General features: G+C 55.2%; 8 protein-coding genes. 4 read left to right on the plus strand and 4 right to left on the minus strand.

The window, feature by feature from the left end:
* Positions 1 to 24 precede the first annotated feature (24 nt).
* On the plus strand, positions 25 to 627 hold the full coding sequence (locus LOY56_RS07240) for a DsbA family protein (RefSeq protein WP_258622581.1): 603 nt from the start codon (positions 25 to 27) through the stop codon (positions 625 to 627).
* The gene (locus LOY56_RS07245) at positions 620 to 2,437 is read left to right on the plus strand and encodes an ABC transporter ATP-binding protein (RefSeq protein WP_258620754.1); all 1,818 of its coding nucleotides are present in this window, start codon (positions 620 to 622) and stop codon (positions 2,435 to 2,437) included. Before LOY56_RS07240 ends, LOY56_RS07245 begins: the two co-directional genes overlap by 8 nt.
* A gap of 66 nt (positions 2,438 to 2,503) precedes the next feature.
* Here the strand turns inward: LOY56_RS07245 and LOY56_RS07250 are convergent, their stop codons facing one another.
* A complete protein-coding gene (locus LOY56_RS07250) occupies positions 2,504 to 7,192 on the minus strand; it encodes a deaminase domain-containing protein (protein ID WP_258620756.1) in 4,689 nt (1,562 codons plus the stop codon).
* A gap of 229 nt (positions 7,193 to 7,421) precedes the next feature.
* On the opposite strand from LOY56_RS07250, the gene LOY56_RS07255 reads away from it, so the two are divergent.
* A complete protein-coding gene (locus LOY56_RS07255) occupies positions 7,422 to 9,881 on the plus strand; it encodes an EAL domain-containing protein (RefSeq protein ID WP_258620758.1) in 2,460 nt (819 codons plus the stop codon).
* A gap of 77 nt (positions 9,882 to 9,958) precedes the next feature.
* Positions 9,959 to 10,720 (plus strand): TenA family transcriptional regulator, encoded by a 762-nt coding sequence (locus tag LOY56_RS07260; RefSeq protein WP_408980377.1) that lies wholly within the window; start codon positions 9,959 to 9,961, stop codon positions 10,718 to 10,720.
* A gap of 76 nt (positions 10,721 to 10,796) precedes the next feature.
* Here LOY56_RS07260 and LOY56_RS07265 read toward each other — a convergent pair whose 3' ends face one another.
* From LOY56_RS07265 to mupP, 3 genes are all read right to left on the minus strand, one after another.
* Positions 10,797 to 11,723 (minus strand): GGDEF domain-containing protein, encoded by a 927-nt coding sequence (locus LOY56_RS07265; RefSeq protein ID WP_258620760.1) that lies wholly within the window; start codon positions 11,721 to 11,723, stop codon positions 10,797 to 10,799.
* Between the two features lie 375 nt (positions 11,724 to 12,098).
* The gene (locus tag LOY56_RS07270; protein WP_008031809.1) at positions 12,099 to 12,839 is read right to left on the minus strand and encodes a YciK family oxidoreductase; all 741 of its coding nucleotides are present in this window, start codon (positions 12,837 to 12,839) and stop codon (positions 12,099 to 12,101) included.
* A gap of 196 nt (positions 12,840 to 13,035) precedes the next feature.
* Positions 13,036 to 13,707 (minus strand): N-acetylmuramic acid 6-phosphate phosphatase MupP, encoded by a 672-nt coding sequence (gene mupP / locus LOY56_RS07275; protein ID WP_258620761.1) that lies wholly within the window; start codon positions 13,705 to 13,707, stop codon positions 13,036 to 13,038.
* Positions 13,708 to 13,709: the final 2 nt, after the last annotated feature.

Consider the following 13,709-nt stretch of genomic DNA (forward strand, 5'->3'; position numbering starts at 1 on the left):
CGCCTGCTCTATGTGATGGACCCGATGTGTTCCTGGTGCTGGGGTTTTGCCCCAGTGGCTAAGGCGCTGGTCGAGCAGGCGCAGGCAGCGGGGGTGGATGTGCATTTGATCGTCGGTGGTTTGCGCACCGGCAGCGGCTCAGCGCTGGAGCCGACCACCCGGCGTTACATCCTTGAGCACTGGCAGGCGGTCACCGAGGCCACCGGCCAACCGTTCAAGTTCGACGGCGCGCTGCCCGACGGGTTTGTCTACGACACCGAACCTGCGTGTCGGGCGCTGGTGACGGCGCGCAGCCTGGCACCGGATTGCGCGTGGACACTGCTCGGGTTGATCCAGCAGGCGTTCTACGCCGAAGGCCGCGACGTCACCCACGCCAGCGTGTTGGTGGAGTTGGCGGAGCAGGCCGGTTTGCCGCGCATCGAGTTCGCCGCCGCGTTCGACCGTGCCGATATGCATGCCGCGACGGCTGCCGATTTCACCTGGGTCCAGGACCTGGGCATTGCCGGTTTCCCGACCTTGCTGGCAGAGCGTGATGGTCAATTGGCGTTGCTGACCAATGGGTATCAGCCATTGAGTGTGTTGTCTCCGTTGCTCGGTCGCTGGCTGGAGCGCGCAGCCTGTGCATGACCAGCCCGACGACGTTCCAGCCCCGGCACGTGTCGACCGTCTGAGCTGGGCGGAAATCCGTCGCCTGGCCCTTCACCATAAAAAATCCCTGTGGATCGCCAACGGCGTCGCCGTGTTGGCAACGCTGTGCAGTGTGCCGATTCCCTTGCTACTGCCGTTGCTGGTGGACGAAGTTCTGCTGGGCCACGGCGACGCCGCGCTGAAAATCATGAACCACGCGCTGCCCGACGTCTGGCAGAAAGCGGCGGGTTACATTGGTCTGATGCTGCTGGTGACCCTGGCACTGCGCTGTGCTGCGTTGTTGTTCAACGTGGTGCAGGCGAAATTGTTTGCGGCGCTGGCCAAAGACATCGTGTACCGGATTCGGGTGCGCCTGATCGAACGGCTCAAATGTATCTCGCTGGGGGAATACGAAAGCCTGGGCAGCGGCACGGTGACCACGCACCTGGTCACCGACCTGGACACGCTGGACAAGTTCGTCGGCGAAACCCTCAGTCGCTTCCTCGTGGCCATGCTGACGCTGGTGGGCACCGCCTCCATCCTGATGTGGATGCACTGGAAACTCGCGCTGCTGATCCTGCTGTTCAACCCGCTGGTGATCTATGCCACGGTGCAGTTGGGCAAACGGGTCAAACACCTGAAGAAACTCGAGAACGACAGCACCTCGCGCTTCACCCAGGCCTTGACCGAAACCCTGGATGCCATCCAGGAAGTACGCGCCGGTAACCGTCAGGGCTTTTTCCTCGGACGGCTGGGGCAGCGAGCACGTGAAGTGCGCGATTACGCAGTGAACTCACAGTGGAAAACCGATGCATCGAACCGTGCCAGCGGTTTGCTGTTCCAGTTCGGCATCGATATTTTCCGCGCCGCGGCCATGCTCACCGTACTGTTTTCCGACCTGTCCATCGGCCAGATGCTGGCGGTGTTCAGCTACCTGTGGTTCATGATCGGTCCGGTGGAACAACTGCTCAACCTGCAATACGCCTTTTACGCCGCTGGCGGTGCATTGTCGCGAATCAACGAATTACTGGCCCGCGCCGATGAACCGCAATACGCCGGTAGTGTCGATCCGTTTCAAGGGCGCGACACAGTGGGTATCGAAGTGCAGGGGCTGAGTTTCGGCTACGGCGACGAGTGGGTGCTGAACCAGATGAACCTATCGATTGCCCCCGGTGAAAAAGTCGCAATTGTCGGCGCCAGTGGCGGTGGCAAAAGCACCTTGGTGCAGTTGCTGCTGGGCTTGTACACACCGCTGGCCGGCACCATCCGTTTCGGCGGTTCGACTCAGCAAGAGATCGGCCTGGAAACCGTGCGTGAAAATGTCGCCGTGGTCCTGCAACATCCGGCGCTGTTCAACGACACCGTGCGGGCCAACCTGACCATGGGCCGCGAACGCAGCGACGAAGCCTGCTGGCAGGCATTGGAAATTGCTCAACTGCACAACACGGTGCGTGAATTACCCCATGGTCTGGACAGCATTGTCGGGCGCTCCGGCGTACGTTTGTCCGGCGGGCAGCGCCAGCGTCTGGCGATTGCGCGAATGGTGTTGGCCGAACCCAAAGTGGTGATCCTCGACGAGGCCACGTCCGCCCTGGACGCAGCCACCGAATACAACCTGCACCAGGCACTGGCGCGGTTCTTGAGCCACCGCACCACGTTGATCATTGCGCACCGGTTATCCGCGGTGAAGCAGGCTGACCGGGTGCTGGTGTTCGATGGAGGGCAGGTTGCCGAGGATGGCGACCATCAGCAATTGATTGCTGATGGTGGTTTATACGCCAAGCTGTATGGGCATTTGCAGCAACACTGAGCGGGTTGAACTTAGTTTGGATTGCTCGAAGAGCTGCCAATGCTGCAGGAATTTTTGCTGAGGTTGTCAGGATTGGGTTTGGCGTGCATTAGGGCGCTTGCCCCATATCACGTTGAGCTCATCGACCCCATGATCAAAACCGAACCCTTTCAGAATGATTGAGCACGAGTCGCAGGGCGGCAGGGTAGTGACAACGTTGATCGATTTTATGTCACCAGTATTTGGGTATTTATTACTGATGTAACCGATCAATTTACTTTCGCTGTCTACGGATGTTGCCCGCTGAATAACGTCGGGTCGGGACGGATCGGTAATTGGGTGAGGGATCGATAGCAACGCCTCGCCACTCGATAGTTTTAAGGAGTCAGGGATTATCGACTCCCTTAACTGGTCTACGTTGAAATAGGTCGAGTCATCGTACTTAACCACTGAATTTCGCTTGAACAGGGGGAGGTGTCTGGTGTTATTCCCGGCTCCAGAAACGCTAACGTAAACTTCATTATTTCCTGCAGCGGTTTTGACTTCGGCAAAAGCGATATTACGCAGCTTTTGCTGATGATGGGATGGAAGGAGCTTTTGTAGATCCGCCATTGCCTGGTCAATTTTTGTGCTGTTGGGGACGTCACTTGTACTCCTTAAAAAAAGGGTGTCGAATCTATTCGCAACGCCTTGCTGTAATTCGAGGGGTGTCATAGTACTTTTGGCCCATAAATTCGCACCCTCTGGAAGTGTGGCGGCCATTGCCCTTGTCGCTCCATCAAACAATAATGATGATGCCGGATAGGCTGTCACGGTCAACTGCTGAAGTTCATCGGCAGGGTTCGCCGGCGCTCCAATGGTTACTGCGTATTCATCGAGTTTGTCCAGCGCCTGATGAACCTTGTCTTTTCCATGAAGGCGCACCATATTGTTCGCATTCAAGGATCCTATGTATACGCGTCGTAGTTCTTGTTCGACCGCATTTTCCAAAAATTGTTGTTTGGATACCTTGTTCATTTGCAACGGCCCCTGGACGCTTTCGCTGGCGGAAAGCTTGACCATGTAGTAATCATCCGTATTCAGCTTGGCGAATACATACCGATGTCTTTTGTCCTTGGAATAAACTACGAGCGCACCGACGTCATGCACATCATCGATTTTTTCGGCACTACCGGTCACTTTCAAGCCTCCATAGATTCCCTCCTGAAATTCGAGGTGGGCGTTGATGTTGTTCTTGGAAATAGGCTTGTTTTGCGTAAGGCCGATCGCTTCAGGCCTGCCTTTGTAAGTAGTGAGCGTGCCGTTTCTAACCTCGTAAATTTTTCCTTCAAACGCCAGTAGTTGACGGGATTGAGCTGATGTCGGTTGCGAGGGTGTGAATTTGCCGTCCCCGAACCAAGGTGCCCAACTATCCTCAACATCCATAAAAGTGCCTGGGATGGGGCGCTCAGCGGGAAAGTTGGTGATGACGTACTTGGTTTTACAGACCTCTCCAGGGCTCCTGCGAGAACGACAAGGTACAGTTTTGAGACTCTTGCTTGCATCGAGGTTGTCGACGCGGCACAAAGCATTTTCATGATTTCGGTATGGCACGTTGTCGATGAACACCGTTGTTCTACCATCAATCTCTAATGTCTTTCTCACTTTAGCTGTTTCGGCAATTACATACAGCTCCTCGTTATCCGCAATGCCTATACGCTGATAAGTAGAAGGGCCCATTGATATGTCATTCGCGGATAAACTCGGTCCGAACGGTTTGCCTGAAACGGGATCGACTGCATGGAAGGCTGGCGATACAGCGGAACCGGTGTTGCGTATAGGCACATCTTCCATGCCTTTGACTGACGCGAGTCGATCACCGCTCGACAAAGGTTTCCAGCGGCCCGCATCGCTTATTTGTGGCAGGCTCTGAGCAAATTCGTAGTGGCCGGCCTTACCCGCCATGGTTTTGATTCTGAAAATGCCGGATCTTCCCAACTTTACCCCTCGGGATCCCAGTGCCTTGAGCAGCGATCCGACTCCATCAACCGGATTCAATGCTTGCAGGGCCAAAATCGACACCTCTTTAGTCAGTGACGCAAATGCAGTGACTCTGGCGAGTATCGTCAGCCGGCTTGCATTGCCCAGCAGTTTTATCGATCCGGAGGCCAGTTTGCCGATGGGCAGGCCAAATGAAGCCAGGTCCATCGACAGGCCGAATGCACCGTTCACCTTACGTTCTGTATCATCGGAGGTTATGTCTTCGATAGTCGTCCAGAACGGTACGAGAATCTTGGCGAAATTTTCGAAGCGTTTCTGAGAGGCCTCGGCGCGGTCAAACTCTGTCTGACCATAAGCAGCGTGGTGAAGCGCTTTTGGATCAACGAACAGCAATTCGGTAGCGATGAAATGACTGATTTCTTGGCCGCGTTTTGAGTTTATCGTCAGGGCTAGTCCGTCGGCGTTCTCCATAGTGCTGCCGGGGGGCATGAACGTGTGGCCCAATTGTTCGATGATGGCCTCGCAATGCGCTGCACCCAGCGGTTTACTGCCTGTTGAGTGAGCTTTCCAGTCAAAGTTTAATGTCTCATGGCGCACGACTTCGACGGAGTAGGGGGTCATGCCTATGTGCCAGGTCTCGGACTTGAGTAGACCGCCCAATAGCTGCGTTTCTAGATTGCCGATGCGACGTATAACTCCGGCTCTTGGCAGCAGTTCAAATGTGCTGGTAACACCTCGGTATGTAGTCACCAACAGCAGGCCATTACGGGCGCGGAGCGGTAATATTTTTTCAGGCGTTTCGTGCTTGGCCTCTTCTTTATACGTTTCCTTTCTCAGGGTGTATATCTTGAGCGTTCCCAATTCCAGCGCCTGACGGTCAGAGAACGCAAGTGATGACAGCAAGCTTTTTATCAGTGTTTTATAAGCATTGGTTAGCGAAGTTATGTGGTCTTCGAAGTGTTGTTTGAATAGTTCTTTGGTATTGCAAATGGCGTTGTGTTTTTTGCTGGATGAAGTGTTTCCAGTGTGTAGTTTTCTATCTTCGTCTAACCAAATGTAAAATATGATGGTGTTACTGTTTTTTTTTAAAACTGCCCATGTTTTTTCGCTGTCAAAGTTATTGTCCGCGACGACGTCAATGATCGAATGTCTTTTTGCCCAATTAAGGTATCGAGCGGGCTCCGCCAGTTCATGGTCACTCCAGAAGGAATCGATTACGGAATCTTTGTCAGATACTTTAGGGAAGTCATGATCGATGACGGATTTTGCAATGGACAGACGTTCGGGCGTCGCTTCAGTGAGTTTGCTGAGCGCGTCGTTCAAATCTTTGGTGTATGTGTCCAGCTCTGATATAGCTAAGTCAGTTTCAGTCTGTGTATATTCTTCATGTCGTTTTTGAGGAATTAAGCCCTGGGTTTCCGCCCACTCCACTGTTGGCAGTAGCCTCGCGAGAGCGACAGCGCGAAGTTTATCTTCTTTCGCGCCCTCGCTTATTTTCAAGGGTTTATTGACCAGCTGTTGGAAGGTTTTTCTGTACAGCGCCTTGGCGTCGGTATGGTTTATGAGATTTACACCGCTCACAAAGTTGACCCAAACAACGGAGCTTCTGTAAGGCAAATCTATTGGAATGTCGGTGATACGGAATTCGGCTGGAAACTGGCAGAGGAACAACCTCGCCATAACAATGGCTTCTTTTTCCGAAGTTGCTTGTCTTGGGGACGTTAACAAGTGCTTTTCAAATTCAGTCCATATATTTTTATAACTCTTCCCCCAGTTTGAGCGGGATTGCAGGTCGTAGCCGGCGATTCTGTCGGGATACTCAATGAATTTTGATTTGAACCAAATCTGCAGTGCATTGGCTACCACTTTGGTGCGAATGTGAGCCGACGCCTCTTCACCTTGTTTTCCGCCGTACCAATCCATCGTTGAGAGTAAGAGGTCTCCCAGCTTATTGGCTTCGGCGCTTTGCAGGATTTTCTTGAGAAAAACCGTTGGCTGGGCACGAACCCTTTCAGACGTCGCCGACACAAGTATGTCCTTGGCCAGATAAGTCAGCGGCGAGGCCCCATCAGGCAGAAACGTTTGGATGGCATTTTTAATTTCGCCTGTCATGAACTGAGCACGCAATTCGTCTTGGGCGGCCACTGTCATGACGCCTTGAGACACCTGTCGGACTTCTACCGTTTGAGCTGGCTTCAAGTCCAGCAGGTTGAAATCTTCCTCTAGCCCCAGCTCGTAGCTTGCGATCTTTTCTTCAAGGAAGTCGATGGCGGCCTGATGTTTAATAGTGTTGGTCGGATCCCACGGGGCCATTCCGTAAAACGTGGCAATTCTGGGCGCCGAGACAAGTCGGTCATAGCGAATTTGTCCGCCCAGCAAAGTGGCAGCTTTTTCGATCCGGGTTCTAAGTGCTTGCCAGTTTTCGTTTCCTGTCAGAGTCAGTTCGGTCTTGTTTGCACCTTCGCGATTTGATGTCTCATAGACAAAGGCCCCATCTTTCAAAGTGACGATCAGGTAGTGCGGGGACACGTTGTTGTTTTGGCACAACGCCCGGTAGTCGGGATCCTCAAGCAATTGTTGTAACGCGCCTTGGCCGGTTTCGTTTTCCTGATCCAGGGGTGAAAAAGTGCGTGGCCTGAGTAGCGTTTCTGAAAAATGATCTAGCGAACCAACTTCTCCGGACAAAGTAGATAACAACAGTTCATAGTCCTGAAGTTGACCCTGATGGACCTGAACGGTGGTAGGGGATAAAGTGCTTTGGGCGCTTGAAGCACCATTTGAAGGCATTGTTTTCATGATGCGGCTTCTCTTGTTTTGTTTCGGTCGTTCCCTGCGGTTCCGCGGGGGGATTGCTACCGATTACAACGACCTGGAAGAGAGTCCGTGCGGTATATGTATATATGAGGGGCCGAAGGTGTTTGCGGGTGACGACAGATTCTCACTTGCCGGGATTGGGAACCCAACCTAGTCTCGTTGTAGCGATTTTAGTCCGGACGACGAACGGGCAGTGCAAGCAAGGGACCTCATGAAGCAAAAACGGACTCTCGGAACCCCTCGCTTGTTGGGCATCGTCTGGCCGTTTATCGCCGTCGTGTTGTTCCAGGCACTGTTAGGAGGCGTCAGCCTTTACGTTCTTTCGGCAGTTCGCGCCTATGTCGGCGGGGAAAGCCTGTGGTCCAAGGGCCAGAAAGACGCCATCTATTACCTCAATCTCTACGCCGACAGTCGCGACGAAACGATTTTTCTCAAGTACCAGAATGCGATTGCGGTACCTCAGGGTGGTCATGAGTTGCGTTTGGCGCTGGATCATCAACCACCCAATGTCGAGGCGGCGCGAATCGCGATCCTCAAGGGCGGCAACCACCCGGACGACGTCACCCGCGTGATTTGGCTGTACCTCAATTTTCGGCATTTCAGCTACCTTGAAAAAGCCATCGACCTCTGGACGGTCGGTGACGCCTACCTGGTGCGGCTCGATGACGTTGCGCGCGAAATGCATCAGCGCATTGCCGATGACCAGGCCACCGGTGTCGACATCAAACGCTGGAAGGGGCAGATCCTCGCCATCAACGAAGGGGTGACGCCTGCTGCCAAAGCGTTCAGCGATGCCTTGAGTGAAGGCTCACGGGTGATTCTGCGGTTGCTGCTGGCAACGAACCTCGCCACCGCGCTGGGTTTGATTGCGTTGGCCCTGTTGCGTACGCACAAGCTACTCGAGCAGCGCCATGCTTTCGCCAATGCCTTGCAGCTGGAGAAAGACCGGGCACAGATCACCCTGCAATCGATTGGCGATGGGGTGATCACCACGGATGTCGAGGGTGCGATCGCTTATATGAATCCGGCCGCCGAGGCCTTGACTCACTGGAGGGCCGAACAGGCGGCGGGGTTGCCACTGGCGGCACTGTTCAATCTGCTGGACGAAAATGCCCAGACCGACGGTTTTACCTTGATCGAGCACATTTTGAGCGGTCAGCTCAGCAGTGGCCGAGAACATTCCAGACTGATCCAGAGGCTGGATGGCAGTACGGTCTCGGTTACCCTGGTGGGCGCGCCGATCCGTAACGCAGGCAAGGTCAGTGGCACCGTGCTCGTCCTGCATGACATGACCCAGGAGCGGCAGTACATCGCCAATCTGTCCTGGCAAGCGAGCCACGACGCCCTGACCGGGCTGGCCAACCGTCGCGAGTTCGAATATCGCCTGGAGCAGGTGCTACATGACTTGGCGCGACAGAGGGGGCGTCACACCTTGATGTTCCTCGATCTGGATCAATTCAAACTGGTGAACGATACCAGCGGTCATGCGGCGGGCGATGAGCTATTGCGGCATATTTGCGCGTTGCTGCAATCAGGTTTGCGTGAAGGCGACACCCTGGCCCGATTGGGAGGCGACGAGTTCGGCATTCTGTTGGAGAACTGTGCGCCGGAAGCGGCCGAGAAAATCGCCGAAGGCCTGCGCCAGACCGTGCAGAACCTGCATTTTGTCTGGAAGGGTCGGCCGTTCGTGACGACCGTGAGCATTGGTCTGGTGCATGTGGCCCAAAGTCCGACCACCCTTGAAGCATCGCTGTGTGCCGCTGACATGGCCTGTTACATGGCCAAGGAAAAGGGCCGCAACCGGGTTCAGGTCTATCACGCCGATGACTCGGAGTTGTCCCTGCGTTTTGGCGAGATGGCATGGATACAGCGCTTGCACAGGGCGTTGGAGGAAGATCGCTTTTGCCTGTACGCCCAGGAAATAGCGCCTCTTGGCCATGTCGAGCAGGGCGGCGGGCATATCGAGATCCTGCTGCGCCTGCATGACGAAGCAGGGCGTATGATTCTGCCGGACAGTTTCATTCCGGCGGCCGAACGTTATGGTTTGATGACGTCGCTAGACCGCTGGGTAGTGGAGAACGTTTTCAAAATCATTGCCCAGTGCATCGCGCAAGAGGGCGAAGGACCGTTGGCCATGTGTGCGATAAATCTGTCAGGTATCACTATCGGAGATGAGGCGTTTCTGGACTTCCTGCATGAACAGTTTGTTGCATATTCAATTCCACCTGAAATGATTTGTTTTGAAATCACAGAAACCAGTGCGATTTCACATTTGCCCAATGCAATTAAATTTATCAATGATCTCAAGGGCTTAGGCTGTAATTTTTCGCTGGATGACTTTTGCGCCGGGATGTCCTCATTCGCTTATTTGAAACATTTACCTGTAGACTTCCTGAAGATCGATGGGAGTTTCGTAAAGGATATGCTGGACGACCCGATTAACCGCGCCATGGTCGAAGTGATCAATCACATCGGTCATGTCATGGGTAAGCGCACGATTGCCGAGTTCGTTGAAACACCTCAGGTCGAGCAGGCATTGCTGGAGATCGGGGTGGATTACGCTCAAGGGTATGTGATTGAACGCCCGCATCTGTTTACCTCGGATAGTTTGCAAAGTCGTCCTGCCCGGCCCCTACCTTTGTTGTTCAAGGCGCCTGGCACGTTCCGTTGAAATCTCTTGTCGATCTTGAAATCACAATCAAAAGGAGCGCGACAGTGATCGACACATTCAACCGAACCGGCCCCCTCATGGAAGCTGCAAGTTATCCCGCCTGGGCTCAGCAACTGATCCAGGATTGCAGTGAGAGCAAACGCCGGGTAGTTGGGCACGAACTGTATCAACGCATGCGAGACAACAAGCTCAGTGCAAAAACCATGCGCCAGTACCTTATTGGTGGCTGGCCGGTGGTGGAGCAGTTTGCGTTATACATGGCACAGAACCTGACAAAGACCCGTTTCGCGCGTCACCCTGGCGAAGACATGGCGCGCCGTTGGCTGATGCGCAATATTCGCGTCGAATTGAACCATGCCGATTACTGGTTGCACTGGAGCCGAGCTCACGGTGTCAGCCTGGAAGATCTGCAAGTGCAACAGGTAGCGCCTGAACTTCACGCATTGAGCCATTGGTGCTGGCACACCAGTTCGTCGGATTCGCTGATCGTGGCCATCGCCGCCACCAACTACGCCATCGAGGGTGCGACCGGAGAGTGGTCGGCACTGGTTTGTTCCACTGGCGTCTACGCGGCTGCGTTCCCCGAGGAAGATCGCAAGCGGGCCATGAAGTGGTTGAAGATGCACGCCCAGTATGACGATGCCCATCCATGGGAAGCGCTGGAAATCATCTGCACCCTGGCAGGCATGAACCCGAGCAAAGCGCTGCAAGTGGAATTGCGCCAGGCGGTCTGCAAAAGTTACGACTACATGTATCTGTTCCTGGAACGTTGCATGCAGTTGGAACTGGCAGTGAAAACCCCGGTAGTCCGTGAGCGGATGGAGCTGGCTGAAAGCTGATCCTCTGAAAGCAACACAAACCCATGTGGGAGCGAGCAAGCTCACTCCCACATGGGGTATGCAGCGTTGCTGAATATCAGCCCGCCATCGTCAACCGATTACGTCCCTCACGCTTGGCCACATACAACGCATTGTCGGCCCGTCGCAACAGACTCTTGGCAGACTCGCCAGGCAGCAGCGTCGAACAGCCGATGCTGACCGTCAGCTCGATCATCTTGCCCTCGGCCACATAGTCCTGAGCCTGCGCCGCAAACCGCAGTCGTTCACCGACCATGGCTGCCGCTTCCCGACTGGTGTTGGACAGCAGGATCAGGAATTCTTCGCCACCAAACCGGAACACCATGTCGACGTTGCGCAACTGGTTTTTGATCAAGGCTGCAACGGCCTTCAACACTTCATCGCCGGCACTGTGCCCATAAGTGTCGTTGATCTGTTTGAAGTGATCGATGTCCAGCATCAGCAGTGACAGGGGCTGCGAGTGTCGCCGCGACATCTCGATTTCCCGGTGCAGCGTCTGATCCATGGCGATGCGGTTGCCGGTATCGGTCAGCGGGTCACGCAATGCACTTTGAGTCGCCGCTCGGTAGAGCAGGGCGTTTCGCAGGGGAAAGAGCAGGGTCGACAGCAGTGACTCCAGGTTGCCCTGTTCCTGTTCGCTGAAACGCTGATTGCGACGGAACCCCAGCTCACCCAACTGCTCGCCTTCATGGCTGAGGCTGTAGCTGATTGAGTGATGACCCCGCGTGCCGAATTGCAGGCGCAAATCGCTGGGCTGATGTTCATAACTCAGGGCATCCAGCGGCACAAGGTGCTGAATTTCCCGGAAGAAAAGTCCAAGAATGCGTTGCGGCTCAAGACTGGTTTGCAGCTGCAGGCCCAGCGCCTGGCGCAACTGCGCAAGGCCGGCGGGACGCTCCAGCAGGGGAGGCGGCTGACCAAAGCCCAGGCGTTGCAATTTGGCGCTGTCGAAGTCAATTGCGTTGGTCTGGGAGAGTGATTTCATATGGCGTTGAGCCCCTAAGCAGTAAGGCTGTCTTACAGGCTGGGTGAGAGCGGCTTTGGGCTGCGCGTCATACTGGTCCATCAGTCCCGTAGGACATTTGGCACGAGTTTAGTCTGCTTTGCCGAAGATTAGTAACTTCTCGACTCAAGCGTTGCCCCGTTTGCTTTCACACGGCGTGTCTGAGCAAAATTAGAGCGAAAGTCGTGCCATTCGGTTCAGTCGAAGAAAAAGCGTTCAAAATCAGAAGGCTGGAGGGGTTCAGAGCGGATATTAGTGAGCACTGTGACATTTATTTGACTGGAAACACCGGCAGGTATCACTGGCTTTGCGTGCCGCGACGGGAAGTCGACGCGGCACAAAAGCGACGCACGGGCGTTACTGAGCGTTGAACGCCTGGCCATTGATGCCGGTACTGTCCGGACCCATCAAATAAAGGTAGACCGGCATGATCTCCTCCGGTGTCGGGTTGTTCAACGGGTTTTCACCCGGGTAGGCCTGAGCGCGCATGCTGGTGCGGGTGGCGCCAGGATTGATGCTGTTGGAGCGCACCGGTGCCACGGTATCGACTTCGTCAGCCAGGGTTTGCATCAAGCCTTCGGTCGCGAACTTCGAAACGCCGTAAGCGCCCCAGTACGCACGACCCTTGCGACCGACGCTGCTGGAGGTGAACACCACCGAGGCGTCCTGAGACAGTTTGAGCAGCGGCAGCAGGGTGCTGGTGAGCATGAACATGGCGTTGACGTTGACCTGCATGACGCGCATGAAATTCTCGCCAGACAACTGTTCGATCGGCGTGCGCGGCCCGATGATCGATGCGTTGTGCAGCAAGCCGTCAAGATGGCCGAACTCGGTCTCGATCATCGCCGCCAGTTCATCGTATTGATGGGGCAGGGCGGTTTCCAGATTGAACGGGATGACGGCTGGCTGTGGATGCCCGGCCGCTTCGATTTCATCGTAGACCTGAGTCAGGTTGGCTTCGGTCTTGCCCAGCAACAGCACGGTGGCGCCGTGGGCGGCGTAGGTTTTTGCCGCGGCAGCACCGATGCCACGGCCAGCGCCGGTGACCAGGATGACCCGGTCCTTGAGCAATTCAGGGCGGGCGGAATAATCAAACATAAAAAACCTCACAACAATTCAACAGGCAGGCATCGTATCTGTGGCGAGGGAGCTTGCTCCCGTCGGCCGGTCCGCGCTCGGGCGAAGCAGTCGTAAAACCTGCAAATGCGCTGTCCTGAAAGAATGCGTTCATAGATAGAGGGGCTGCTTCGCAGCCCAGCGGGAGCAAGCTCCCTCGCCACAAAAGGCTCTGTGCTCAGCAGCTGCACAACGCGTTATCCAGCACCTCTAGAAGCGCCAGCGGATGATCGATCACCACGTCCGCGCCCCAGTGCTTGGGGTTATCGTCCGGATGAATGTAGCCGTAGGTCACCGCGCAGGTTCTGGTGCCGGCATCGCGGCCGGACTCGATGTCTCGCAGGTCATCGCCCACAAACAGCACGCTGGCCGGGTCAAGGTCGAGCATCTTGCACGCCAGGATCAACGGCTCCGGGTCCGGTTTGCTGTTCTTCACATGATCAGGGCAAATCAGCACCTTCGAACGTTCGGCCAGGCCCAGTTGCTGCATGATCGGCTCGGCGAAACGTACCGGTTTGTTGGTGACCACGCCCCAGATCAGGTTGGCCTTTTCAATTTTTTCCAGCACCTCGGCCATGCCGTCGAACAGATGGCTGTGGACCGCGCAATCCTTGAGGTAACGGTCGAGGAATTCCTGACGCAGTTCCTCGAACTCCGGCGATTCGGGGTCCATGGAAAAGTTCGCGGCGACCATCGCCTTGGCGCCGCCGGAAATTTCATCGCGAATGTGTTGAGTGTTGATCGGCGGCAAGCCACGGTCAGCACGCATCGCCTGGCAAATGGCGATGAAATCCGGCGCGGTGTCGAGCAGGGTGCCGTCCATGTCGAAAAGAACTGCTCTGATACGCATCG

This window comes from Pseudomonas sp. B21-048 (genome assembly GCF_024748615.1).
Classification (GTDB): domain Bacteria; phylum Pseudomonadota; class Gammaproteobacteria; order Pseudomonadales; family Pseudomonadaceae; genus Aquipseudomonas.